Annotated in this window: 22 protein-coding genes; 13 read left to right on the top strand and 9 right to left on the bottom strand. The window is 69.4% G+C overall.

Annotated elements, in window-relative coordinates; translation table 11 throughout:
* Window positions 1-7 precede the first annotated feature (7 nt).
* Together OX89_RS09890 and OX89_RS09885 are read right to left on the bottom strand one after the other, a co-directional pair.
* A complete protein-coding gene (locus tag OX89_RS09890) occupies window positions 8-1252 on the bottom strand; it encodes a CmpA/NrtA family ABC transporter substrate-binding protein (protein ID WP_047350492.1) in 1245 nt (414 codons plus the stop codon).
* Between the two features lie 331 nt (window positions 1253-1583).
* Complete coding sequence (locus tag OX89_RS09885; protein ID WP_011805986.1) at window positions 1584-2204, bottom strand: ANTAR domain-containing response regulator; 621 nt, start codon at window positions 2202-2204, stop codon at window positions 1584-1586.
* Window positions 2205-2346: 142 nt separating this feature from the next.
* Between OX89_RS09885 and OX89_RS09880 the strand changes: the two genes are divergently transcribed.
* Together OX89_RS09880 and tsaD are read left to right on the top strand one after the other, a co-directional pair.
* Window positions 2347-3525: a branched-chain amino acid ABC transporter substrate-binding protein gene (locus OX89_RS09880; RefSeq protein ID WP_369799276.1), complete on the top strand. Its 1179-nt coding sequence runs from the start codon at window positions 2347-2349 to the stop codon at window positions 3523-3525.
* Window positions 3526-3602: 77 nt separating this feature from the next.
* Entirely contained in the window at window positions 3603-4652 is a 1050-nt protein-coding gene (gene tsaD, locus OX89_RS09875) for a tRNA (adenosine(37)-N6)-threonylcarbamoyltransferase complex transferase subunit TsaD (RefSeq protein ID WP_047350490.1), read from the top strand.
* A gap of 68 nt (window positions 4653-4720) precedes the next feature.
* Here the strand turns inward: tsaD and OX89_RS09870 are convergent, their stop codons facing one another.
* The gene (locus OX89_RS09870) at window positions 4721-6172 is read right to left on the bottom strand and encodes an aldehyde dehydrogenase (protein WP_047350489.1); all 1452 of its coding nucleotides are present in this window, start codon (window positions 6170-6172) and stop codon (window positions 4721-4723) included.
* A 158-nt stretch (window positions 6173-6330) separates the two neighbouring features.
* On the opposite strand from OX89_RS09870, the gene OX89_RS09865 reads away from it, so the two are divergent.
* The 4 genes from OX89_RS09865 (at window position 6331) to OX89_RS09850 (ending at window position 11202) form a co-directional block, all read left to right on the top strand.
* Window positions 6331-7758, top strand: coding sequence for an efflux transporter outer membrane subunit (locus OX89_RS09865; protein ID WP_047350488.1), 1428 nt, complete (start codon window positions 6331-6333; stop codon window positions 7756-7758).
* A 71-nt stretch (window positions 7759-7829) separates the two neighbouring features.
* Window positions 7830-9230, top strand: a complete 1401-nt coding sequence (locus OX89_RS09860; protein ID WP_011805981.1) for an efflux RND transporter periplasmic adaptor subunit — start codon at window positions 7830-7832, stop codon at window positions 9228-9230.
* Entirely contained in the window at window positions 9227-9997 is a 771-nt protein-coding gene (locus OX89_RS09855; RefSeq protein WP_047350487.1) for an ABC transporter ATP-binding protein, read from the top strand. Before OX89_RS09860 ends, OX89_RS09855 begins: the two co-directional genes overlap by 4 nt.
* Complete coding sequence (locus OX89_RS09850) at window positions 9997-11202, top strand: ABC transporter permease (protein WP_199856234.1); 1206 nt, start codon at window positions 9997-9999, stop codon at window positions 11200-11202. Before OX89_RS09855 ends, OX89_RS09850 begins: the two co-directional genes overlap by 1 nt.
* A 252-nt stretch (window positions 11203-11454) precedes the next feature.
* Here OX89_RS09850 and OX89_RS09845 read toward each other — a convergent pair whose 3' ends face one another.
* Entirely contained in the window at window positions 11455-11850 is a 396-nt protein-coding gene (locus OX89_RS09845; protein ID WP_047350485.1) for an Hsp20/alpha crystallin family protein, read from the bottom strand.
* Between the two features lie 191 nt (window positions 11851-12041).
* Here OX89_RS09845 and OX89_RS09840 point away from each other — a divergent pair, with 191 nt between their 5' ends.
* Both OX89_RS09840 and OX89_RS09835 read left to right on the top strand, forming a co-directional pair.
* The gene (locus OX89_RS09840) at window positions 12042-12923 is read left to right on the top strand and encodes a DUF2242 domain-containing protein (RefSeq protein WP_047350484.1); all 882 of its coding nucleotides are present in this window, start codon (window positions 12042-12044) and stop codon (window positions 12921-12923) included.
* Window positions 12924-12987: 64 nt separating this feature from the next.
* Window positions 12988-14289 carry a branched-chain amino acid ABC transporter substrate-binding protein gene (locus OX89_RS09835; protein ID WP_369799275.1) on the top strand — a complete coding sequence of 434 codons (1302 nt, stop codon included), beginning with the start codon at window positions 12988-12990 and terminating at the stop codon, window positions 14287-14289.
* Here OX89_RS09835 and OX89_RS09830 read toward each other — a convergent pair whose 3' ends face one another.
* On the bottom strand, window positions 14290-15372 hold the full coding sequence (locus tag OX89_RS09830) for a YeiH family protein (RefSeq protein ID WP_011805975.1): 1083 nt from the start codon (window positions 15370-15372) through the stop codon (window positions 14290-14292).
* Window positions 15373-15485: 113 nt separating this feature from the next.
* Between OX89_RS09830 and OX89_RS09825 the strand changes: the two genes are divergently transcribed.
* On the top strand, window positions 15486-16400 hold the full coding sequence (locus OX89_RS09825; RefSeq protein ID WP_011805974.1) for a LysR family transcriptional regulator: 915 nt from the start codon (window positions 15486-15488) through the stop codon (window positions 16398-16400).
* Window positions 16401-16413: 13 nt separating this feature from the next.
* On the opposite strand, the gene mltB is transcribed toward OX89_RS09825, so the two are convergent.
* From mltB to OX89_RS09805, 4 genes are all read right to left on the bottom strand, one after another.
* Window positions 16414-17487, bottom strand: a complete 1074-nt coding sequence (gene mltB / locus OX89_RS09820; RefSeq protein ID WP_047350483.1) for a lytic murein transglycosylase B — start codon at window positions 17485-17487, stop codon at window positions 16414-16416.
* Window positions 17484-19550 carry a DUF3488 and transglutaminase-like domain-containing protein gene (locus OX89_RS09815; RefSeq protein WP_047350482.1) on the bottom strand — a complete coding sequence of 689 codons (2067 nt, stop codon included), beginning with the start codon at window positions 19548-19550 and terminating at the stop codon, window positions 17484-17486. The genes mltB and OX89_RS09815 overlap by 4 nt, the downstream gene beginning before the upstream one ends.
* 99 nt (window positions 19551-19649) lie before the next feature.
* Complete coding sequence (locus tag OX89_RS09810) at window positions 19650-20675, bottom strand: DUF58 domain-containing protein (RefSeq protein ID WP_047350481.1); 1026 nt, start codon at window positions 20673-20675, stop codon at window positions 19650-19652.
* A gap of 4 nt (window positions 20676-20679) precedes the next feature.
* Window positions 20680-21600 (bottom strand): MoxR family ATPase, encoded by a 921-nt coding sequence (locus OX89_RS09805; protein ID WP_047350480.1) that lies wholly within the window; start codon window positions 21598-21600, stop codon window positions 20680-20682.
* 38 nt (window positions 21601-21638) lie between these two features.
* Between OX89_RS09805 and OX89_RS09800 the strand changes: the two genes are divergently transcribed.
* The 4 genes from OX89_RS09800 to OX89_RS09785 all read left to right on the top strand — a co-directional run.
* Entirely contained in the window at window positions 21639-22598 is a 960-nt protein-coding gene (locus OX89_RS09800; RefSeq protein WP_011805969.1) for a histone deacetylase family protein, read from the top strand.
* 48 nt (window positions 22599-22646) lie between these two features.
* Complete coding sequence (locus OX89_RS09795; RefSeq protein ID WP_047350479.1) at window positions 22647-23465, top strand: enoyl-CoA hydratase; 819 nt, start codon at window positions 22647-22649, stop codon at window positions 23463-23465.
* Between the two features lie 19 nt (window positions 23466-23484).
* On the top strand, window positions 23485-24768 hold the full coding sequence (locus OX89_RS09790; protein ID WP_047350478.1) for a mechanosensitive ion channel family protein: 1284 nt from the start codon (window positions 23485-23487) through the stop codon (window positions 24766-24768).
* Window positions 24769-24929: 161 nt separating this feature from the next.
* Window positions 24930-25443: electron transfer flavoprotein subunit beta/FixA family protein (locus OX89_RS09785; RefSeq protein WP_047350477.1), on the top strand; the 514-nt coding region annotated here is incomplete at its 3' end.

Below are 25443 nucleotides of genomic sequence, written 5' to 3'. Positions count from 1 at the left end.
CGGGGCGTCAGGCCTTGAGCTTGAAACCGTCGGCGTACTTCGCGGGGTCCTTGCCGTCCCAGACCACGCCATCCACCAGCTTGTGGCTGCGCATGTCGCTTGCGGGCAGGGGGGTCTTCGCGGCCGTGGCGGCTTGGCGGTACACGTCGGTGCGGTTGATGGCCTTGGCCACGCCCAGGTAGTCCGGGTGGTCCTTGAGCAGGCCCCAGCGCTTGTGCTGGGTCAGGAACCACATGCCGTCGGACAGGTAGGGGAAGTTCACCGCGCCGCCGCCATAGAACTTCATGTGGTCGGGGTCGTCCCAGGTCTTGCCCAGGCCGTCCTGGTAGCGCCCCAGGATGCGCTGGTTGATGGCGTCCACGCTGGTGTTCACGTAGGCCTTGCCGGCGATGGTCTCGGCCATCTGGTTCTTGTGGGCCAGGCTTTCGTCGATCCAGCGGCTGGCCTCCAGGATGGCGGCCGTCACGGCGCGCGCGGTGTTGGGGTACTTCTGCACGAAGTCGGCGGTGGTGCCCAGCACCTTTTCGGGGTGGTCCTTCCAGATCGCCTGCGTGGTGGTGGCCGTGATGCCGATGCCGTCCATGATGGCGCGGTGGTTCCAGGGCTCGCCCACGCAGAAGCCGTCCATGTTGCCCACGCGCATGTTGGCCACCATCTGCGGGGGCGGTACGGTGATGACCTTGGCGTCCTTCAGGGGGTGGATGCCGTGCGCGGCCAGCCAGTAGTACAGCCACATCGCATGCGTGCCGGTGGGGAAGGTCTGCGCAAAGGTGTACTCGCGCCGTTCCTTGGCCATCAGCTGGGCCAGGCTTGCGCCGTTGACGGCCCCCTTGTCGGCCAGCTTGCGCGACAGCGTGATGGCCTGGCCGTTGTGGTTGAGCGTCATCAGCACGGCCATGTCCTTCTTGGGGCCGCCCACGCCCAGATGCACGCCGTAGACCAGGCCGTAGAGCACATGGGCGAAGTCCAGCTCGCCGTTGACCAGCTTGTCGCGCACGCCGGCCCAGCTGGCCTCCTTGGTGGGGATGATCTTCACGCCGTACTTCTGGTCGATGCCCAGCACCGATGCCATGACCACGCTGGCGCAGTCGGTGAGGGGGATGAAGCCGATGCGCACCTCTTTCTTCTCGGGGGCGTCCGAGCCCTGGGCGTGCACCAGGGCACGCAGCGCGGGGCTCACGCCCACGGCGCCCACGGTGGCCGCCTGCAGCACGGTGCGTCGGGGGATTCGGGTGTGGAGCAGATCGGTCATGCAAGAGTCCTTTGGGGTCGTCAAAAAAGCAGTGCAGCAACGGAAAAAGGCGTCCTCACGCCGCGCGGCCGGCGCATGTGCGCTGCCCGAGCGGGTGGGGACGCCTTTGTCCTGGGAGCCAGGCCCTTCCGCCGTTGGAAGGGCCTGGTGCGTGACCAGCGGTGGTCACCGGGCCTGTTGCAAGCGGTGTGCCATCTCTGGGGTTGCTTTCATTTTGATAGCTGCCAGCGCTTGATAGTCGGGCGTTCCAGCCCCGTTTTGTTTGAATGCTTCATGGCCGTGCGGCACGGCATCGGATGCACCGCATTTGTGCAATGCACAAACCGGCGCATCAACCCAGCAAATCGGCCGCGTCCAGCATGCGCTGCGCCACCTCGGCCAGGCGCAGGCCGCGGTCCATGGCGGCGCGGCGCAGCCGCTCGTAGGCCTGCTGCTCGGTCAGGCCCTGGCGCTGCATCAGCAGGCCCTTGGCGCGGTCGATGGTCTTGCGCTCGTGCAGGGCGGTGCGTGCCTGCGCCAGTTCGGTGCGCAGCGCCTGTTCGTGGGCAAAGCGGGCCAGCGCCACCTCCAGGATGGGGCGGATGCGCTGCGGCGCCAGGCCCGCGACGATGTAGGCCGTCACGCCCGCGGCCAGCGCGTCCTTCACGTGGCGCGTGTCCTCGTCGTTGGTAAACATGACGATGGGGCGGGGCGCCTCGCGCGTGGCCATCACCACATGCTCCAGCGCGTCGCGGGCCTCGCTTTCGGCGTCCACGATCACCAGGTCGGGCTGCAACTGGGCCAGGCGCTCGCCCAGGAACATGTCGCCCGGCAGCGTAGCCACGAGGTTGAAGCCGTTCTCCAGCAGCCCGATGCGCAGCGCGCGCGAACGCTCGGCCTGCAGCGCCGCGTGCGCGTCGCCGTCGGCCGCCAGGTCCGGCGCCACCACCACGATCCGCAGTTGTTCAGTCATGCCGCAGGCGCCAGCAAGAAATACGCCACACCCGCCCCGATGCGTTGTGGAAGATTGCCGAAACGCACCGGTTGGGGCCGCGGGCAATTCCCCTGGCGCGGGCGGCATCCTTTCGCGAACATCCTGTCACATATCCACATGAATGAGAGAGGAGTCGACTGTGCAGCAGGGAATCAAACGACGCGGTTTTTCCGCCAGCCTGGGGCTGGCGGCGTTGGGAGTGGGCGGGTGGATCACGGGATGCAGCAAGGTGCCGGACACCATCAAGATCGGTGTGGCGCAGCCCTTGTCCGGCCCCTTGGCGGGTCTGGGGCAGGACCTGCTCAATGGCGTGAAGCTGGCAGTGGACGAGATCAACCGATCCGGCCTGAACGTGGACGGCAAGCGCGTGACGCTGGAGGTGGTGGCGCAGGACGACCGCGCGGACGCCGCTTCGGGCAAGGCGGCTGCGCAGCAACTGCTGGAATCGGGCGTGGTGGCCGTCATCGGGCACCTGAACTCGGGCGTGGGCCTGGAGACCGCGCCCATCTATGCCGCCAAGGAGGTGCCGCAGCTCATCATCTCCACCAACCCGCGCATCACGCAGCTGGGGCTGGCCACCACCTTCCGCATCGTCGCCAACGACAACCTGCAGGCGCGCGCCATCGGCGCGTTCGCGGCCGCGCAGCTCAACGCCGATGCCTACGCGGTGGTCGACGACGGCTCGCCCTACGGCAAGGGACTGGCCGAGGGCGCGGCCGCGCAGTTGCTGGCGGCCAAGAAGCACATCGCCGTGCGCCAGAGCTTCGACGACAAGACCGTGGCCTTTGCCGAACTGGCGGCCCGGCTCAAGGAGGCGCAGGTGCGCGTCATCGTCTGCATGCTCAACGACTTCCAGGCGCTGGCGCTGCTGCAGGAACTGCAGAAGCTGGGCCACAGCCGTGTGGCGCTGCTGGGCGGCGACCTGGTGAAGACGGCCGACATGGCCAAGGGCATGGGCGTGATCGACGGGATCTACGCCACCTCGCCGGTGCTGGACGTGGCCGAATTCACCACCGGCCGCCAGTTCCTGGAGAAGTACATCGCCGCCTTCCAGAAGCCCCCGGCCTATGGCGGCCACTACACCTACGACGCCGTGTACGTGGTCAGCGAGGCGATCAAGAAGGCCGGCTCCGCCGCGCCCGCCGACATCACGCGCGCGCTGCGCGGCATCAACGGCTACGCCCCCGTCACCGGCACCATGGCCTGGGACGACCGGGGCGAGCTGCGCTATGGCGCCGTGGGCGTGTACGAGCTGCGCAAGGGCCAGTGGGAGCTGCGCATGCGCTCCGACCGCTGGTAGCCGCCGTCCGGGTATGCGCGGGCGTGCGATTGCCCCCGGTCCGGCGGGCGCGGGGGGCGGCCACTACACTCGCGGGCATGAGTCAGCTGATCCTCGGTATCGAATCTTCCTGTGACGAAACCGGCGTGGCCCTGGTGCGCGCCGGCGAGGGCGGCGCCGTGCCCGTGTTGCTGGCGCATGCGCTGCACAGCCAGATCGACATGCACCAGGCCTATGGCGGCGTGGTGCCCGAGCTGGCCAGCCGCGACCACATCCGCCGCGTGCTGCCGCTGACCCGCGAGGTGCTGCGCGAATCGGGCGAGCGCCTGGAGGATGTGGACGTGGTGGCCTACACGCGCGGGCCGGGCCTGGCGGGTGCGCTGCTGGTGGGCGCGGGCGTGGCCTGCGCGCTGGGCGCAGCGCTGGACAAGCCCGTGCTGGGCGTGCACCACCTCGAAGGCCACCTGCTATCACCGTTCCTGAGCAGCGACCCACCCGAATTCCCGTTCGTCGCGCTGCTGGTGTCGGGCGGGCACACGCAGCTCATGCGCGTGGAGGGCGTGGGGCGCTACGAGATCCTGGGCGAGACCATCGACGACGCGGCGGGCGAGGCCTTCGACAAGTCGGCCAAGCTCATGGGCCTGGGCTACCCCGGCGGGCCGGCGCTATCGCGCCTGGCCGAGCATGGCAGCGCCACCGCGTTCAAACTGCCGCGCCCGCTGCTGCACAGCGGCGACCTGGACTTCTCGTTCGCAGGCCTCAAGACCGCCGTGCTGACCCAGGCCAAGAAGCTGGGCGACGAACTGCCCGCGCGCAAGGCCGACCTGGCCGCGAGCACCGAGGCCGCCATCGTGGAGGTGCTGGTCAAGAAGACGCTGGCCGCCCTTCAGAAAACAGGGCTCCAGCGCGTGGTGGTGGCCGGCGGCGTGGGCGCCAACCGGCATCTGCGCGCGCAACTCAACGCGGCCTGCGCGCGAGCCAAGGTGCGTGTGCACTACCCCGAGTTGCACCTGTGTACCGACAACGGCGCCATGATCGCCATGGCCGCGGCCATGCGCCTGCAGGCCGGGCAGCAGCAGCCCAACCGCGATTACGCCTTCGACGTGAAGCCGCGCTGGCCGCTGGACGCCATCACGCTCGCGGCCTGAAGATATGGGTCAAAATAGGCTCCAGCGCTTGTCTATCAAGCGCTGGTAGCTCACATTTTGGTAGCAAGCTAGAGCGGGTAGTGGCGCGGCGCGGTCTGCACCGTGATCCAGCGCAGTTCCGTGAACTCGCGCACGCCCGCCATGCCGCCAAAGCGCCCCCAGCCCGACTGCTTCACGCCGCCAAAGGGCATCTGCGGCTCGTCGTGCACCGTGGGGCCGTTCACATGGCAGATGCCGGACTCGATGCGTGCGGCCACGTTCCAGGCGCGCGCCACGTCGCGCCCGAACACGGCGGCCGACAGGCCGTAGGAGGTGTCGTTCGCGGTGGCGATGGCTTGCTCCACGCCGCGCACCCGCACGATCGCCTTGACCGGGGCAAAGGTCTCCTCGTGGTAGATGCGCATGGCGGGCGTCACCCGGTCCAGCAGCGTGGCGGGCATCAGCGGGGTGTCGCTTTTGCCGCCGCACACCAGCGTCGCGCCCTGGCCCAGCGCGTCGTCGATCAGCGCGTTGCAGCGCTGCACGGTGGCCATGTCCACCACCGGGCCCAGCACCACGGGGCCCTGGCGCGGGTCGCCCAGCGGCAGGGCGCGGGCGCGTTCGGCCAGTTGGTGCACGAACGCATCGGCCACAGCCTCGTCCACCACCAGGCGCTCCGTGGACATGCAGATTTGCCCCGAATTGGCGAACGCGCCAAACACGGCGGCGTTCACGGCGGCATCCACGTCGGCATCGTCCAGCACCACCAGCGGGGCCTTGCCGCCCAGCTCCAGCACCACGGGCTTGAGGTGGCGCGCGCAGGTTTGCGCCACCAGCCGCCCCACCTTGGTGGAGCCCGTGAAGTTCACGCGGCGCACGGCTGGGTGGGCCACCATGGCCTCCACCACGTCGGCCGCATCGCCGGGCGCATGGGTGATGAAGTTCACCACGCCCGCGGGCAGGCCGGCGTCGTGCAGCGCCTCGGCAATGAGGCGGTGGGTGGCCGGACAGGTTTCCGAGCCCTTGAACACCACCGTGTTGCCGCACGCCAGCGGCGTGGCAATGGCGCGCACCCCCAGGATGACCGGCGCATTCCACGGCGCCATGCCCAGCACCACGCCGGCGGGCTGGCGCACGCCCATGGCCAGGCTGCCCGGCATGTCGGACGGGATCACCTCGCCGGCGATCTGCGTGGTGAGGGCGGCGGCCTCTTGCAGCAGGTTGGCGGCCAGGTGCACGTTGAAGCCGGCCCAGGCGGCAGAGGCGCCGGTCTCGGCCGCCATGGTGGCGGCGAAGGCATCGGCGCGCGCCGTGAGGGCCTGCGCGGCGCGCTGCAGCAGGTCGCGCCGCGCGGCGGGGCCCAGCGCGGCCCACGCGGGAAAGGCCTGGGCGGCCGCGTGCACGGCGGCCACGGCGTCTTCGGGGGTGGCCGCAGCGGCCGTGGTGGCAATGCGGCCATCCAGCGGGTTGCGGCGCTCGAAGGTGGCGCCGTCCAAGGCGGGCCGCGGCGCGCCGTCGATCAGCAGGGGAAGAGGGGGCATGGGAACTCCTTTGCGAGGGGCGGCCACGGCGGCGAGGCCACCCGGGCGTTTGGCACGCAAGGGTAGCAGCGTGCCACGCCACGGGTTCTCCGGTTTTCTTTACAAAAGTTCATCTGCCGCAGGTGGCGCTGACAAGGAGCGCTGTAACAATTGCCCTCATGTTTGCCGCAGCGCTTTCTTCTCGCTCCCGCCGTCGCCCGCGCGCTTCGGCGCCACTGGCCTTGCTGGCCGCCCTGGTGCTGGCCGGTTGCGCCACGCGGCCGCCTCCCGCGCTGGAGGGGGCGGTGGCCACTCCCGCCGCCTGGGCCGGCCAGGGGGCAGTGCAGGGCGGCGCGGCCGCGACCCCGCAAGACCTGGCCCAGTGGTGGCGGCAGCTGGGCGATGCGCAGCTCACCGGCCTGGTGGAACGCGCGCTGCAGTCGCACACCAGCATGCGCAGCGCACGCGCCGCCGTGGAGCAGGCGCGTGCCCAGCGCGACGTGCAGGCCGCCGGCCTGCTGCCTTCCGTGAACGCATCGGGCTCCGCCCAGCGCAGCCGCAGCAATGGCAGCACCGGCAACACTTTCCAGGCGGGACTGGACGCGAGCTGGGAGCCCGACCTGTTCGGCCGCCTGTCCAGCGGCGTGCGCGCCAGCGAGGCCGACCTGCTGGCCGCCGAGGAGGGCGTGGCTGCCGCCCAGGTGGCATTGGCCGCCGAGGTGGCGGTGAACTACATCAGCCTGCGCAGCCAGCAGCAGCGCCTGCAGATTGCCCAGCAGAACCTGGCGGCGCAGAGCGAAACTGCGCAGATCGTCCAATGGCGTGTGCAGGCGGGGCTGGCCAGTTCGCTGGCGGCCGAGCAGGCCCGCGCCGCCGTGGAGCAGACCGCCGCCCAGGTGCCCACGCTGCAGGCGGGCATCGCGCAGGCGCGGCATGCGCTGGCGGTGCTCACCGGCCAGCCGCCCGCGGCGCTGGACGAGGCCCTGGCCGCGCACGCGCCCGTGCCCCAACCGCCGGCGGACCTGGCGCTGGCCTTCCCCGCAGACACGCTGCGCCAGCGCCCCGACGTGCGCCAGGCCGAGCAGCGCGTGCGCGCCGCCTGGGAGCGCGTCGCCCAGGCCGAGGCGCAGCGCATGCCCAGCCTGCGCATCAGCGGAACGCTGGGCCTGCGCGCCCTCACGCTGGGCGCGCTCACGGGTGGGGGCGCCACGGTGGCGTCGCTGCTGTCCAGCGTGTCGCTGCCGGTGTTTGATGGCGGGGCGCTGCGTGCCCAGGTGCGCGCGCAGGAGGCTGCGCTGCAACAGGCGCAGGTGGGCTACGAGGAATCGGTGCTCGGCGCGCTCAAGGATGTGGAAGATGCGCTCGTCGCGCTGCAGGGCGACCGTGACCGACTGCAGCGCCTGTCCGCCGCGGCCGAGGCTGCGGGCAACGCGGCGCTGCTGGCGCAGAACCAGTATGCGAGCGGGCTGGTGGACTTTCAGACCGTGCTGGACACCCAACGCACGCTGCTGTCCGCGCAGGACAGCGTGGCCAGCACGGCCGCCAGCGTGAGTACCGACCATGTGCGCCTGTACAAGGCGCTGGGAGGCGGCTGGCCCGCGCCCTGAGCGGCCCCCCCAAAAAACCTGCTGAATGACCCGGCGCTGCCGCCGACGCAGCGCCTTCCCAGGCAAGAACCATGACCGACCAAGAATCCCCAAGCTCTTCCAGCGCCCCCGCTTCCCATGCCGCCGCGGCGGCCCCGCAGCGCCTGCAGGCCCTGCTGGGCGACGGCCTGCGCCGGCGCTGGTGGCAGAGCATCACCCTGTGGCTGGCCGTGCTGGTGCTGGCCGCCGCTGCCGGCGGCTGGTGGTACTGGCAGGACCGCCAGCGCGCCCAGGCGGCGCCGCGCTATGTCACGCAGGAGGTGCAGCGGGGGCAGATCACGCTCACCGTGGCGGCCAACGGCACGCTGCAGCCCACGCGGTCGGTGAACATTGGCAGTGAACTCTCGGGCACCGTGCGCCGCGTGCTGGTGGACGTGAACGACCAGGTCAAGAAGGGCCAGGTGCTGGTGGAACTGGACACCACCAAGCTCGACTCGCAGGTGCTGCGCTCGCGCGCTTCGGTCGCGTCGGCGCAGGCGCGCCTGGCACAGGCGCAGGCCACCATGCAGGAGGCGCGCGCCAGCCTGTCGCGCCTGGAGGAGGTGGCCCGCCTGTCCGGCGGCAAGGTGCCTTCGGCGGCCGAGCTGGACACCGGCCGCGCCGCCTACGAGCGCGCCCAGGCCGACGAGGCCGCTGCGCGCGCCAGCGTGCAAGATGCGCGCGCGGCGCTGGCCACCGACGAGACCAACGTCACCAAGGCCTCCATCCGATCGCCGATCGACGGGGTGGTGCTCTCGCGGGCGGTGGAGCCGGGCAATGCCGTGGCCGCGTCGCTGCAGGCGGTGACGCTGCTCACCCTGGCCGAGGACCTGACCAAGCTGCGCCTGGAGGTCAACGTGGACGAGGCCGACGTGGGCTCGGTGCGCCCGGGCCAGAAGGCCACCTTCACCGTGAGCGCCTACCCCTCGCGGCGTTACCCGGCGCGCACCACGCGCGTGGCCTTCGGCTCCACCAAGACCGACAACGTGGTCACCTACATCACCTACCTGGAGGTGGACAACGGCGATCTGAGCCTGCGCCCCGGCATGACGGCCGCGGCCACCATCACCTCCACCGAGCGCAATGACGTGCTTACCGTGCCCAACACGGCCCTGCGCTTCAAGCCCGCGAGCGCGGCGGGGGAAGCCCCGCAGGCAGGCCGGCCCGGTGCACAGGGCAGCTCTGGCGCAAGCGCGGGCGGCAGCGGCGGCATCATGTCCCAGCTGATGCCGCGCATGCCACGCCCCTCGGGCCAGCGGCGCAGCGCGGGCGCGGACGGCAGCCGCGGCGACGGCCCCCAGCGCCAGGTGTGGGTGCTGCAGGACGGCACGCCCAAGCCCGTGCGCGTGAAGACCGGCATCAGCGACGGCCGCGTCACCGAGGTGGAGAGCGACGAGCTGCAGCCGGGCATGCAGGTCATCACCGACCAGCTTGCGAGCGGGGCGAAGCCATGATTGCGCCCGCCGATGCGCAGCCGCTGATCCGCCTGCGCGGCATCACCAAGGTGTACGGCGAGGGTGCGCTGGCCTTCCAGGCGCTCAAGGGCGTGGACCTGGACATCGACAGCGGCGACTTCGTGGCCATCATGGGCCCCAGCGGCTCGGGCAAATCCACGGCCATGAACGTGCTGGGCTGCCTGGACCGGCCCACCGCGGGTACCTACCTGTTTCGCGGGCTGCCGGTGCACTCGCTGTCGCGCGACGACCGTGCGCGGCTGCGGCGGCGCTTCCTGGGCTTCGTGTTCCAGGGCTTCAACCTGCTGGCGCGTACCTCGGCGCAGGAGAACGTGGAGCTGCCGCTGCTGTACCGCGGCGAGAGCACGGCCGCGCGCCATGCGGCTGCGGCCCGCGCCCTGGACGCCGTGGGCCTCAAGGGCTGGGAGCACCACACACCGGCCGAGCTGTCCGGCGGCCAACAGCAGCGCGTGGCGATTGCGCGCGCCATCGTCACCGAGCCTACGGTGCTGCTGGCCGACGAGCCCACCGGCAACCTGGACACGCAGCGCAGCCGCGAGATCATGGAACTGCTGTGGCGCCTGAACACCGGGCAGGGCATCACCGTACTCATGGTCACGCACGAGCCCGACATGGCGCAGTACGCGCGGCGCATCGTGCGCTTCGTGGACGGGCGCATCGAAAGCGACGAGCGCAATCCGCACCCGCATGCGCAGGTGCCCCGGGAAGCGCCTGCAAGTGCAGGCACGGGGGAGGTGGCGCCATGATGCTGCTCAACTCCCTGCTGCAGGCGCTGCGCTCGATACGGCGCAACCTGATGCGGTCCTTTCTCACCGTGCTGGGCATCGTGATCGGCGTGAGCGCGGTGATCACCATGGTCACGCTGGGCAACGGCGCGACGCTGGCGGTGCAGGCGCAGATCTCCAGCCTGGGCACCAACCTGCTGCAAGTGCGTCCTGGCCAGCGGCTGGGCCCCGGCGGCAGTGGCGGCGCACCCTCGTTCAAGGATGTGGATGCCGAGGCCATCGCGCAGCAGATCGGCGGCATTCTGGCCGTGGCGCCCGAGGCGCGCACCAGCGCCACCGTGGTGGCCAACGGGCGTAACTGGGCCACCAGCGTCATGGGCAGCACCAATGCCTGGCTGCAGACCGGCAACTGGACGCTGGAAAGCGGGCGCGAATTCACCTCCGACGAGCTGCGCGTGGGCGCTGCCGTGTGCCTGATCGGCCAGACGGTGCGGCGGGAGCTGTTCGCCGGCGGCGATGCGCTGGGTGAGCGCGTGCGCGTGCGCCAGTTTTCGTGCGAGGTGGTGGGCGTGCTGGCCTCCAAGGGGCAAGGCGCCTTCGGCAACGACCAGGACGATCTGGTGCTGCTGCCGCTCAAGACGCTGCAGCGCCGCGTGACGGGCTCCACGCGCGTGCCGACGCTGCTGGTGTCCATGAAGGATGGCAGCGACCCCGAGCGCGTGAAGGCCAGCCTGACCGAGTTGCTGCGCGAACGCCGCAAGCTGGCCGACACCGACGATGACAACTTCAACGTGCTGGACACCAAGCAACTGGCCGACACCTTCTCGGGCACCACGCGCGTGATGACCACGCTGCTGGGCGCGGTGGCGGCCGTGAGCCTGCTGGTGGGCGGCATCGGCATCATGAACATCATGCTGGTGAGCGTGACCGAGCGCACGCGGGAGATCGGCCTGCGCCTGGCCATCGGCGCGCTGGAGCGCGAGGTGCTGATGCAGTTCCTCATCGAGGCCGTGGTGCTGGCTGCTTTGGGCGGCCTCATCGGCATCGTGCTGGCCACGGGCGCGTCGATTGCGCTGGCGCAGGTGATGGGCATCCCCTACGTGTTCCACGCGGGCGTGAACCTGCTGTCGTTCGTGTTCTCGGCGGGCATCGGGGTGCTGTTCGGCTACTTCCCGGCCCGCCGCGCCGCGCGGCTGGACCCCATCGAGGCGCTGCGCCACGAGTGAGGCGCTGCGATGGGGCAGCACCCGGCCGCGGCGTTCGATGCGGACAGGCGCCGGACTGGACAAGCCGGGACAAGGCCCCACATGCATCGAACGCGGACGGTTTAGTCGGAGTCTCGCTGTAGTGTGCCCTGGAAGAGGATCAGGTTAAAAATGGGCGGTAGCGCCCATCCGGCAAGCGGTAGTAGCTATATAAAACATAGCAAAAGGGCGGCCACCCGGCCGCCCTGGAATCAGGCGACGCTCTGCGTCTTGTCAGTCGATGGCCAGTCGAACGGCGCTGCTCTGCGGCGGCTTCTTGGCCAGCACCAGGGTGAGCACGCCATGTTCCAGTCGCGCCGTGCTGGCCTGCGGGTCGATGTCCTGCGCCAACTCCCATGCACGCTGCACGCGCCGGGGCGCACCTTCGGCGCTGGCGACGCGCACTTGGTTGCCTTCGATCGTGACCGCGAGTTGCTCGCGCGACAGGCCTGGCACGTCCAGCTGCACGGTGATGGCCTTGTCGTCCTGCTGCACGTTCACGCCTGTGGCGCGTGCATCGTGCGGCGCGGCGGCGGCAGTGAGCGTGTGGCGCAGGAAGCGTTGCACGGCGGCGTCTCCCACGCGCGGTGCGACATAGGTGGCGTGGCGGATCACGGGGGCGAAAATCATGTCGGTGGCTCCTGGGTCAGACGCGGCACGGGTCGGCCGCATGGACCGCACATGTGTTTGCGTGCGGTGTTTTTCAAGAGTGCCCCACCGCGCGGATGGAACGTCGCCTTGCAATGGGTTACAACGAGCGCGCGCGGGAGGGGCATCGCTCAGGCTTCACAATGCGGCCCTGCTGCGGATTTTTCTAGCTGATGCCCGTGTCTCGATTCCCACGCCTTTCCCCCTTCGCTTCCCCGGGCTGCCGGCTGGGCCTGGTGGCCTGCGCCCTGCTGGCTGGCTGTGCCCACATTCCCGACACCATGCCCGGCCTGGACCGCAACCTGCAGTTCTCGCCCAACGACTTCGATACCGCCGGCATGCACACGCGCCACATGGCGGCGCCGCAGGCCAGCACCTGCGAGGCGGCCCGGCGGGCGCTGCTGAGCCAGGGCTACATGGTGCACGTGGCCTCCAGCGACACGGTGGCGGGCCGCAAGTACTACCAGCCCCACACCGACGTGCACTACGTCGTGGAGATGCGCGTGGTCTGCGCATCCGAAGGGCAGGGCGACGTGCGTACGTCGGCCTTTGCCAGCGCGCTGCAGGACCGCTACGTGATCAAGAAGATCAACAACTCGGCGTCGCTTGGCGTCGGTGGCATCGGCTCGGTGTCGCTGCCCGTCACGGCGATCGACGACACGCTGGTGAAGGTGGGCAGCGAGACCATCGCCGATCCGCAGTTCTACGAGCGGTTCTTCCAGCTCTTCGAGCAGTTCGTGCGCGCGGCGCCCGTGGTGCCGGCAGCGCCGACGGTGGCGGCCAAGCCAGCCCTGCACGAGCGCGAAGCCGTGCCGCACGCTGCGGTCGCCGCGACCGTTGCGGCGCAGCCGCCCGCCGCTGCTGCAGCCGCCACCGCCAGCCCGGCTGCAGAGTCCAGCACCCCTGCGCCCATGGTTCCCGCCGGGGAGCAGCCGCGCACGCAGGCGTCCGCGCAAGCCCCTCAGCCAGCGCCAGAATCGCAGCCGGCCGGCGCATCCGACGGTGCACCTGACGGCGCGGCGCCGCAGGGCATCCAGCAGCTCATGGCCCAGTGAATTCCATTCTTCGTGAGCCAGCGCGCCGCTGCGCTGCCATCTTTTCCTGCTTGTGCCCGTTGCCATGATGATCCTGCCCCGCCGCCATGTTCTGCGCGTCTGTGCGTTGGCTTTGTCCTCCCTGCTGGGCGTTGCGACGCCGCTGGCCGGTGCAGCGGCGCCGCCCCAGGGCGCACCGATCCGCGTGGCGCTGATCGAGAGCCTGTCCGGCAGCTTTGCCAATACCGGCGAGGCGGTGTTCCGCAACATCGCCTGGGCCATGGAACGTGTGAACGCGCGCGGCGGCGTGGCACTGCCCCCTGCGGCGGGCGGGGCGCGGCCGCTGATGCTGGTGCGCTACGACAGCAAGGGCACCAACGAAGAGGCGCTGTCCGCGCTGCGCGCCGCCATTGACGGCGGCGCGCGTTTCGTCATGCAGGGCAACTCATCGGCCACGGCCGCTGCGCTCATCGACGCGATCAACAAGCACAACCAGCGCGAGCCCGGCAAGCGTGTGGTGTTCCTGAACTACTCGGCCGTGGACCCCGCCCTCACGAACGAGAAGTGCAGCTTCTGGCACTTTCGCTTCGACGCGCATGCCGACATGCGCATGGCAGCGCTCATGGAGGTGGTCCGAGAGGACAAGGCCCTGCAGCGCGCCTACCTCATCGGGCAGGACTACAGCTTCGGCCAGGCCGTGCTGCGCGAAGCCCGGCGCCAGCTGGCCGCGCAGCGGCCCGATGTCGCCATCGTCGGCGACGAGCTGCACGCCGTGGGCCGCGTGAAGGACTTCGCGCCCTACGCCGTGAAGATCAAGGCCAGCGGCGCGCAAGCCGTCATCTCGGGCAATTGGGGTAATGACCTCACGCTGCTGGTCAAGGCTGCGCGGGAGGTGGGCTATGACGGCATGTTCTATACCTTCTACGGCAATGCGCTCGGCGCGCCTGCGGCCCTGGGCGATGCCGGCGTGGGCAAGGTGGTGGCCGTGGCCGACTGGCTGCCCAATCTGCCCACGCAGGGCAGCGAGACCTTCTACCGTGCCTTCCGCGAGCGCTTTCCCAGCCCGCAGGACGACTATGTGCACATGCGCATGCAGCTCATGGTCGAAGCGCTTGCGCAGGCCCTGCAGCAGGCGGGCAGTGACGATCCGTTGGCCGTGGCGCGCGCGCTGGAGCATGCCAGTGTGCGCCTGTACGGCCAGGCAGGCGCCATGCGCGCGCAAGACCATCAGTTCCAACAATCGCTGGTCATAGGCGTCATGGACCGCCAGGGCGCGCCGGGTGTGAAGTTCGATGTGGAGGGTTCAGGCTACGGCTTTCGCGTGGTACGGCAGATCGCGGCGGACAAGGCGCAAATGCCCAGCACCTGCCAGATGCAGCGGCTTTGATCACAGCCACGCGGGTAGATAACGGCTCAGCAGCAACCCCGCAACCAGCAGCCAGGCAAACAGTGCAGCGGCCAGCAGCAGTGGCTTGAGGCCCGCGGCGCGCACGGCATGCACATGCGTGGTGAGCCCCAGGGCCGCCATGGCCACGGCCAGCAGCAGGTCGTCGAGTCGCACACCGGCCTGTACCAATGCCGGAGGCAGCATGTCCAGCGAGTTCACGCCTGCCATGGCTACGAAGCCCAGCGCAAACCACGGGATGGTGATGGCGCCCGGGCTGCCTGTCTCCCCCCGGCTCGCGTCCGAAGCCTGTTGAGCACGCAACAGGAGGAATGACAGGATGAGCAGGAAGGGCGCCAGCATCATCACGCGCACCATCTTCGCGATAACGGCGGTGCTGGCGGCATGGGAGCTGATGGCTGTGCCGGCGGCCACCACCTGAGCCACCTCATGTACTGTGGCGCCCACATACAGGCCGTACTGCTGCGCATCCATGCCGATCCAGCCCCCGGCGGCGTTCCACCGGTAGAGCGCGGGATACAGGAACATGCCCACCGTGCCGAACACCACAACGGTGGCCACAGCCACGGCAACATCCTGGGGGCGTCCCCTGGCCACGGGGGCTGTGGCCAGCACCGCCGCCGCACCGCAAATGGAGCTGCCTGCACCGATGAGCAGCGTGGTGCGCCGGTCCAGCCCCAGCACCCGCTGGCCCAGCCAGCAGGCCAGCCCAAAGGTGCTGGCCAGCGCCAGGGCGTCGACGGCAACGCCACCCCAGCCCATGTGGGCGATGTCCTGGAAGGTCAGACGCAGGCCGTACAACACGATGCCTGTGCGCAGCAGCTGCTGTTTGGCCAAGCCCACGCCGGGCGCACAGGTCTGTGCCAGGCGTGGGTATAGGGTGTTGCCTAGCAGCAGCCCGAACACGATCGCGAGCGTCAGGGTACTCAGGCCATGCCCTACAAAAAACGGTTGACCGGCCAGGTGCAGCGCGCCCGCCGCGATGGCGCCGCTCAGCAGCAGCCCTGGCAGCCAGCGGACTGGCTCGGTAGTGAAGGAGGCGAGGGTAAGCGGAGCAAGGGGCATGACAGCGGCCGCTGGTAAAAGGTCCTTACGGCAGGCGCCCACTTTAGAAATATTAGTTATATTTGTATAACAAATACTTTTTGTAAAATCTACCTGGAAAACTGGTTCGTCTTATGCTGCATATCACCTTGCGCCAGCTCGAGATATTCAGCGCCGTGGCGCAAAGCGGCTCCACGGTGGCTGCGGCACACGTGGTGGCGCTGTCGCAGTCGGCCACCAGCGCGGCGCTGCAGCAGCTGGAGCATTGCCTGGGCGCGCCGCTGTTTGAGCGCGCGGGCCGCAGCCTGGTGCTCAACGATGCGGGACGTGCACTGCTGCCGCAGGCGCTGGAGCTGTTGGCGCAGGCGCACACCATCGAGCAGGCCTTTGGCGCGCAGAGTGCGGTCCTGCCGGTACGCCTGCGCGTGGCGGCCAGCACCACCATCGGCAGCTATGCGCTGCCCCGCGTACTGGCCGCCTTTGCGCGCAGCCACCCACAGGTGAGCGTGGACCTGCAGATCGGCAACACGCGCGAGGTGGCACACGCCGTGCAGGCGCTGGAGGCCGACCTGGGGCTGATCGAGGGCGCCAGCCACTGGCCGGGGCTGCAGGTCCAGCCTTGGCAGCGTGACGAGCTGGTCATCGTCTCCGCACCACACGACCCGTTGGTGAAGGCAGCTCAAGCCCGGCCGCTGGGCGCGGCCGCATTACGCAGTGCGCGCTGGCTGCTGCGCGAGCAGGGGTCAGGTACGCGCGAGATGGTGGAGCACGCTTTGCTGCCGCGTCTGCACCAGCTGCCCTCAGCCGCTACGCTAGGCAGTTCTGAGGCGATCGCGCGCTGCGTGGCCCAAGGGCTGGGCATCAGCTGCCTGTCGCGCGTGTTGGTGCAGCCGCTGCTTGATGCCGGCGAACTGGTGCTGCTGTCTACCCTGCTGCCGCGCATGTGGCGCCATTTTTCGCTGCTCCAGCGCGCGGGGCATAGGCAATCGCCCACGCTGGCAGCCTTCGTGCAGACTTGCCAGGCGCATGCCCGAGGGACGCCCGCATGAGACGGGTGCGCCGCTACCGTGGCGTGGCACGCGCCGTTGCGATTTCACGGCCCAGCTCAATCACCGCCATGGCGTAGTAGCTCGACCAGTTGTAGCGCGTGATCGCATAGAAGTTCTCGGTGCCGGCCACGTAGCTGGGCGCCTCAGCGCCATTCTGCAGTTCCACCAGCGCTAATGGACCCGTGTGCTGCGCGCCTTCGCTCTGCACGTGCGCCCCTTGGGCCGCCATGCTGGCGACGCTGAAAGTGGGCAGGATGTCCGGCGCCAGCAGCGCGTCCAACTGCAGCGTGGCCGCGTCGAACGCCACTGCGTAGTGCGTGGGCATGCCGCTCTGCCAGCCGTGGCCCACGAAGTAGTTGGCCACGGAGCCGATGGCGTCCTGCGCGCTGCGCCACAGGTCGATGCGGCCGTCGCCGTCGAAATCCACCGCGTAGCGCGACCAGCTCGACGGCATGAACTGCCCCAGACCCATGGCGCCCGCGTAGCTGCCGCGCGGGGTGTGCGGGTCGATGCCCGTGCGGTCCATGAGGGTCAGAAACTGCTCCAGCTCGCGCTGGAAGAACGCGCGCCGCTCGGCCGCGCGCGGGTGTGCGTCGGGAAAGTCGAAGGCCAGCGTGGCCAGCGCGTCGATCACCCGCAGGTTGCCCATGTGCTGGCCGTAGAGTGTCTCCACGCCGATGATGCCCACGATGATCTCGGCGGGCACGCCGTATTGCGTTTCAGCGCGTGCCAGCGCTTCGGCGTTGTCCTGCCAGAAGCGCAGGCCCGCGCGGATGCGCGTGGGCTCCACGAAGCGCGCACGGTAGGCCGCCCAGTTCTTGGGCGTACCCCGCGCGGGCGGCAGCACCAGGCGCGGCACCTGGGGCAGCAGCCGCGCTTGCCCGATCGCCTGGCGCACCCATTCGCGGTCCAGCCCGCGCCGCTCTGCCAGATCGTCTGCGAACTGCATGGCCTGCGCACGTTGCGCATAGTGGTAGATGGCCGCCGTCTTGGTGGCTGTCTTTTTAGAATGATTTTGGGCTAAAGCGCTTATGGGTAAAGCGCTGACAGCTATGAAAAAAGTAGCTTTTGCAAGGGTGCGAATCATGGGGCAGAGGGGCGTGGATTCTGCGCGGTGGGCCAGGGCAGGCGGCGCAATTCGCGCTGCAGGTCGGCCAGCAGGGCGCGGGGTTCGGGGGCGTAGCGGGCCTGCTCCACGCGCAGCAGCCACTGCGCGGCGGCTTCGGCGGGGGCGCCCAGTTCGGCGCGCGCACGCGCGGCCATGGTGCGTGGCGGCAGGTGGGGTGGCAGCGGCAGGCCGGCGTGTGCCAGTCGCTGGCGGGCCTGCAGCAGCAGGCGCTGCCAGGGGTCCTGGCGGCTGCGCTCCCACAGGGCCCAGCCTGCGCCCGCGGCGGCGGCCAGCGCGGCCAGCAGGCCCAGCAGGCGCACCAGGTCCTGCCAACTGGGCGACTGCATGCCCAGCGACTTGAGCAAATCGAGCTGGCGCCCCTGGGTGTAGTTCAGCACCCATTGGTTCCAGCCGTTGTTCACGGCCTCCCACACCGACCGCAGACTGCGTACCAGCGAAGGGTTGACGACTGCATCCATCGCGGTGCCCAACACGCCGCGTGGCGCCTGCAATCGCTGGAACTGGCCGATGCGCCCCGGCGACACGGCCCCCGTGGGGTCCACGCGCACCCAGCCGCGGCCCTCCAGCCAGACCTCGGCCCAGGCGTGGGCGTCGCTTTGGCGCACGGTCCAGTAGCCGTCGATACCGTTGAGCTCGCCCCCCTGGTAGCCCGTGACGATGCGCGACGGAACGTCCAGCGCGCGCATCAGCACCACGAAGGCCGAGGCGATGTGCTCGCAAAAGCCTTCCTTGCGGTCGAACCAGAACTCGTCGGCGGTGTGCTCGCCGTACACGCCGGGCTCCAGCGTGTAGGTGTAGCCGCCCGTGCGCAGCCGTGCCAGCGCGGCGTCGATGTAGGCCTGTGCCCCGCTGGCGGCCACGCGCGCCGCGATCGCGGGGTCGGCCTGCATCTGTTCGGCCAGGGCCAGGGTGCGGGGGTTCATCTCCGCGGGCAGTTCCACGTAGCCGTTCAGCAGGGAGGTGCGCCGCGTGGGGCCGTGGGTGAAGCGCAGGTGGCTTTCGGCGCGGTAGCGCAGCACGCTGGAGATGGGCCGGCTGGCGGACCACAGCAGTTCGGGCGACATCATCGCGCCAGTGCCCTGTGGGAGTTCGGGCCGCTCCTGCACGGCGTCCAGCGTCAGCAGCCAGGGGCGGCGGCTGGGCTCCAGCGTGACCTCGTAGCGCACGGACTCACCCTGCATTTGCAGGTTGGCCGGCGTGGGGTAGGCCCAGGTGATGCCGCGCGCCTCGGGCTGCGACAGCGCATACCAGTCACGCCCGTTGAAGGCCGTGAGCACCGGGCCGCGAAAGTACAGGCTGCTTTGCGGCGGTGGGGCTCCGCCCGGCGTGTCAAAGCGCACGCGCAGCGCCACGCTGTCGTCCAGCACCAGCGACGCCATGCTGCCGATGGACATCTCCCCCGACAGGCCGCTGCGCCCCGAGCGCGCATCGTCCGGCACGCCCCACAGCGGTGCCATGCGCGGAAACAGCAGGAACAGCGCCACCATGATGGGCGCGCCCAGCAGCGCCATGCGCGCGGCGGTGCGCATGGAGGCCGCCAGCGGCGGCCGCCCCACCGGCATGTGGGCGTTGACCAGCGCGGTGAGCAGCCCGAGCAGCGCCACCAGCAGGGCGGCGGCCGTGGGCAGCGACTGCGAGAAGAAGAAGTTGGCCAGCAGCGTGAAGAAGCCGAGGAAGAACACCACCATGGCATCGCGCCGCGCGCGCAGCTCCAGCGTCTTGAGCGCCAGCAGCACCACGATCAGCGTCACGCCCGCGTCGCGCCCGACGATGGTGCGGTGCGACAGCAGCGTGAGTGCCACGGCCGCCGCAAGCAGTGCGCCAATCATCCAGCGCCCCGGCAGGGCACGCGCGCCCACGGCCAGCCAGCCGCGCCAGGCCAGCAGCGCTGCGGCCAGCGCGCTGGTCCACAGCGGCAGGTACGCGGCCAGCGGCGCCACGCAACAGGCCACCACCGCCAGCAGGAACAGGGTGTCGCGCGCTTCGCGCGGCAGGCGCGAAAGCCGCTGGGCCAGATTCACGTCGAGGCTCCCGCGCGTCGATAGGGTCTGCTATTGAATGAATAGCTGTTCGCGCTTGTTGGTAGTGGGCTAGGTGCTTTTTTCATGTCAAACACAGAATCAGCACAGCGCCAGTGCCTCCAGGCAGCGGTGGCGGTGTGCGGCGCCGCTGTCCGGTGCAATCTGCTGGCCGGGCAGGCGCAGGCCGTATTCCACGCCCAGCCGGTCGGCCTGCAGCACCCAGGCCGTGAGGCGCGAGACGCGGGCCTCCGGGTCCTGCAGGCCGGTGGCGGCGCCGTCCAGCCAGAGTTCGTGGTGCTGCGCCTGCTGGGTGTCGCGGCTCACCAGGTCGTCGGTGCCGGTGGCAAGCGACTTGGCGGCTTTCTTCCAGACCACCAGCTTGAGCGGGTCACCCCGGCGGTACGCGCGCACGCCATCGAATTCCCCGATGCCGCGCGCCGGTGCCTGGCCGCCGCTGCCCGAGCGCGGCTCGCCGGCGGGCAGCGCAGGGGCGCCCACCTCCGGGCGCGGGTAGACCAGCAGCTGCGCGGCGGGCTGCCACAGCGTCCACACGCGGAACGTGCCCAGCGGGTAGCGGGTTTCCGCCATCAGCACGGGCACGTCCTGCAGCCCGCGCCGCGCGGGCTGGAACGCCACCCGCACGGTGGCGGAGCCTTCGGCGGGCACGTCGGTCCAGGCCCATTCCGCGGCCTGGCCGCCGCGCACCGCCAACGCGATGCCGTGGCGCGTGGCGCGCCGCGGGTTGTGCAGCTGTACCTGCAGCAGCGCGCCAGCACCGAGGAACTGCGGCTGCGGCGGCACCAGGTGCAGCGTGAGTCCGCGCAGTGTGGCGTGGCACAGGTGCACGCCCACCACCACGCTGCCGGCGAGCAGAAAGGTGAGCAGGTAGCCCAGGTTGAGTTGGAAGTTGATGGACGCCACCAGCAGCACCAGCAGCGTGAGGGCCAGCATCCATCCCGCGCCTGTAGGCAGGATGTAGATGTTGCCCTGCGTGAGCGTGAGCGTGTCGGTGCGCCGCAGGCGTGCCAGCCACCAGCGCTGCCAGCGCGCGGCCACGGCACGCCAGGGCATCTGCCGCGGGGCCGCGGCACCGGGCGGTGCGGCCTGCTCGAATGCTGCGGGCATGGCGTCAGGGCAGGGGAACGGACTCGACCATGGCGCGCACCTGCTCCACGGCGCCGCGGCCGGAGTCGCCCACCGGCACCAGGCGGTGGGCAATGGTCTGCGGCAGGATGGCCTGCACATCGTCCGGCGCCACGTAGTCGCGCCCCTCGATGAGCGCCTGGGCCTTGGCCGCCCGCATCAGCGCGATGCCCGCGCGCGGCGACAGGCCTTGCAGGAACCAGCGGCCCGAGCGCGTGGCGGCGATGAGATCCTGCACATAGTTGAGCAGTGGCTCGGCCGTGTGCACGGCCAGCACCTGGTGCTGCAGTGCGGCCAGATCGTCCAGCGACAGCAGCGGCAGCAGGCCGTCCAGCATGTCGCGGCGGTCGCTGCCGGCCAGCAGCAGGCGCTCGGCGCCACGGTCGGGATAGCCCAGCGAGATGCGCATGAGGAAGCGGTCGAGCTGGCTCTCGGGCAATGCGAAGGTGCCCAGCTGGTCGTGCGGGTTCTGCGTGGCGATCACGAAGAACGGGTGGGGCAGGGCGCGCGTCTCGCCTTCCACCGACACCTGCTTTTCCTCCATGGCCTCCAGCAGCGCGCTTTGCGTCTTGGGGCTGGCGCGGTTGATCTCGTCGGCCAGCAGCACCTGGGCGAACACCGGCCCGGGGTGGAACACGAAGGCCTCCTTGCCACGCTCGTACACCGACACGCCGGTGAGGTCGCTGGGCATCAGGTCGGCCGTGAACTGCACACGCGCGAACTGCAGGCCGAAGGTGCGTGCCAGCGCATGGGCCAGCGTGGTCTTGCCAACGCCTGGTACGTCCTCGATGAGCAGGTGCCCGCCGGCCAGCAGGCAGGCCACGCAGTCCTGTACCTGCGCGGTTTTGCCCACGATCACCGTGTTAAGCTGATCCAAAAGCGACTTGATCTTCTGCTGTGCATGCATGGCGTGACGTTATCCGAAAACGATTGAGACACCGGGGAATGACTGTGAGCAAGACGGGCTATTACACCCACCGTGACTGCTGGAAGCACGAGATGGGCCCAGGACACCCCGAATGCCCGGCGCGGCTGGACGCCATCGAGGATCGGCTGCTGGTGACCGGCGTGGCCGATGCCTTGCAGCATTGTGAGGTACCGCTGGCCTCCCTGGCCGACATCGAGCTGGCCCACGACCGCATGCACATGGCTGCGCTGCGCGGCCTGTCCGACCGTCTGATCGAGGAAGAGGCCGCGGGCGGCCCGCCCTATGTGCAGGTGGACACGGACACCTCGATGAACCGCCACACCTGGACGGCCGCACTGCGCGCCGCGGGCGCCGCACTGGCCGCCACCGACGCGGTGATGGCCGGAGAGATCGAGAACGCCTTTTGCAGCGTGCGCCCGCCCGGCCACCACGCCACGCGCACCAAGGCCATGGGCTTTTGCTTCTTCAACAACGTGGCCATCGCCGCCAAGTACGCGCTGCAGCGCTACAACCTCAAGCGCGTGGCGGTGGTGGACTTCGATGTGCACCACGGCAACGGCACGGAGGACATCCTGGCCGGCGACCCGCGCGCGCTCATGGTGAGCATCTTCCAGCATCCGTTCTACCCGTACTGCGGGGACCAGGAGCCGGCGTCCAACATGCTCAACGTGCCCGTTCCCGCCTACACCAAGGGCATGGAGGTGCGCGATATCGTGGACATGGTCTGGATGCCGCGGCTGGAATCGTTCAAGCCCGAGATGATCTTCGTGAGTGCGGGCTTTGATGCGCACCGCGAGGACGACATGGGCCAGCTCGGCCTCAACGAACAGGACTACGCCTGGATCACCATGCGCGTCAAGGATGTGGCCCGGCGCTTCGCCCGCGGCCGCATCGTGTCGTGCCTTGAGGGCGGCTACATGATGGGGCCGCTGGCGCGCAGCGTGGAAGCCCATGTGCGCGTGTTGGCAGACCTTTGATTCTTCCCCGCGCGCGCCGCGCGGTATTCGTACTCAGGAGACTTCGCCATGACTTCCTCCCCCTCCACGGCGGCCGGTGGCGGCCCACTGCGTGTGCAGCGCGACGATCGCGGCGTGGTCACCCTCACGCTGGATGACGCGCCGCGCTTCAACGCCCTCGGCCACGAGATGCTGGCAGCACTGCAGCAGGCACTGGACGATGTTGCGCGCGACGACAGCGTGCGCGTGGTGGTGCTCGCCGCGGCTGGCAAGGCCTTCTGTGCGGGCCACAACCTCAAGGATATGGCGGCCAACCCGGACTTGGCGTGGTACCAGCGCCTGTTCGCCCAGTGCAGCCGCATGATGCTGAGCATCCACAAGCTGCCCGTACCGGTGATTGCGCGTGTGCACGGCATGGCCACGGCGGCGGGCTGTCAGTTGGTGGCCCAGTGCGACCTGGCCGTTGCCAGCGAAAACGCGACCTTTGCGACCAGCGGCATCCACTATGGCCTGTTCTGCGCCACGCCCAGCGTGCCATTGGTGCGCAACGTGCCGGCCAAGCGGGCCATGGAGATGCTGCTCACCGGGGACTTCATTGACGCGCGCACCGCGTTGGACCAGGGGCTGGTCAACCGCGTGGTGGCGCCCGAGTCGCTGGACGCCGAGGTGGAGTCGCTGGTGCAGTCCATTCTGCAGAAACCCCGTGTGGCCGTGGCCATGGGCAAGGCGCTGGTGTACCAGCAACGCGAACTGGGCCTGGACGCGGCGTACCAACTGGCGGGCCAGACCATGGCCACCAACATGATGGACGACGCCGCGCAAGAAGGTGCGCGCGCCTTTGCAGAGAAGCGTCAGCCGGCCTGGAAGCCGGCTGCTGATAAGGCCTGAGCCGAGGAGCGCCGCGCTGATGGAATGGTGGGAACGGCTGGCGGCCGACTTCCGGCTGTCCAGCCTGTGGCTGGAACTGGCGGTGCTGACCGGTAGCGTGGCACTCGCTTATGGGCTGAGCCGGCGGGCCGGTCGAGGACAGCCGCCGGAGTCGGTCTGGTTCGGCCGCCGCATCGTGGACGGGTTGATGTTTCCTGCGGTGGTGCTGGCACTGGTGTATGCGGCGCGCGTGGTGATGGAGCATTACCAAGCGGTTTTCCTGCTGCGCCTGGGGGTGCCGGTGTTCACATCGCTGGTGCTGATCCGCTTCGTGGCACGCGTGCTGGCCATGGCGTTTCCGCGTTCAGGCCTGATGCGCCTGATGGAGCGCGTGCTCTCCTGGCTGGCCTGGGGCGTGGCCGCCTTGTGGATCGCCGGGCTGCTGCCGCGCGTGCTGCAGGAACTGGACGACATCCGCATCGCGTTCGGCAAGTCCAGCGTCAGCCTGCTGGCGCTGCTGCAAGGCGGTCTGTCCGCGGTCCTGGTGCTGGTGGCTGCGCTGTGGGCGGCGTCGACTTTCGAGCGGCGCGTGCTCGACCATGCGGTGGCCGACCTGTCCATGCGCAAGGTGGCGGTGAATGCCACGCGGGCGCTGCTGCTGTTCGTGGGGTTGCTGCTGGCGCTGGCCGCTGTGGGGGTGGACCTCACCGCGCTGTCGGTTCTGGGCGGTGCGCTGGGCGTGGGCCTGGGCTTTGGCCTGCAGAAGCTGGCGGCCAATTACGTCAGCGGCTTCGTGATTCTGCTGGAACGCTCGCTGCGCATTGGGGACAACGTGCGCGTGGATGGTTTCGAGGGCCGCATCACGGACATCAAGACGCGCTACACGTTGATCCGCGCGGGCAACGGGCGCGAGTCCATCGTGCCCAACGAAAGCCTGATCACCCAGCGCGTGGAAAACCTGACCGCGTCCGACCGCAAATTCAACCTCACGACCAATATCACCGTCGCCTACGGCAGCGATGCCGCAAAGGTGCAGCAGATCCTGTGTGCTGCGGCGAGTGCGCAAGCGCGCGTGCTGGGCGACCCGGCGCCCGTAGCCTTCTTGCTCGACTTCATGCCCGACGGGCTGGTGTTCAACCTCAATTACTGGATCAATGATCCGGCTGCCGGTACTGCCAGCGTGCGGTCTGCCGTCAACCTCGCGGTGCTGGAAGGCTTGCGCACAGCGGGTATCGAGATCGCACAGCCGCAGCGCGTGGTGCATGTCGTGGCTTCGACGTCGGGGCAAGACGGAGTCGCGCCGGCGGCATTGCCACCGGCGTAGGCCTCGACCTGCCATGAATGCACTGGCATAATCGTCAAAAAGCACGATCGTTCGTTTTTGCCTTGTGCACCATGTTTCCATGACGGAAATGCTGCAGTGCGCAATAGAATGGACCGGTTTACGTAAACGTCAAGCAATCAACTATTGAAGGAGCCGCAGCAATGAAGGTTTTGGTCCCCGTCAAGCGCGTGGTGGACTACAACGTGAAGGTCCGGGTGAAGTCGGACGGCACGGGCGTAGACATCGCGAACGTGAAGATGAGCATGAACCCCTTTGACGAAATCGCCGTGGAAGAGGCGGTGCGGCTCAAAGAAAAAGGCGTGGCCACGGAAGTGATCGCGGTGAGCTGCGGCGTGGCGCAATGCCAGGAAACGCTGCGCACGGCGATGGCCATTGGCGCCGACCGCGGCATCCTGGTGGAAACCGATGCCGAGCTGCAACCCCTGGCCGTGGCCAAGCTGCTCAAGGCCCTGGTGGACAAAGAGCAACCGGGCCTGATCATCCTGGGCAAGCAAGCCATCGACGACGACGCCAACCAGACCGGCCAGATGCTGGCGGCCCTGGCCGACCTGCCCCAGGCCACCTTTGCCAGCAAGGTCGAAGTGGCCGGCGACAAGGTCAGCGTCACACGCGAAGTCGACGGCGGCCTGGAAACCCTGCAACTGACCACCCCGG

It is taken from the genome of Diaphorobacter sp. J5-51 (genome assembly GCF_001023515.1).
GTDB classification, from domain to species: Bacteria; Pseudomonadota; Gammaproteobacteria; order Burkholderiales; family Burkholderiaceae_C; genus Diaphorobacter; species Diaphorobacter nitroreducens.
Note: the sequence above shows the minus strand (reverse complement) of the source record. Positions and strands in the feature narration are given on the sequence as shown.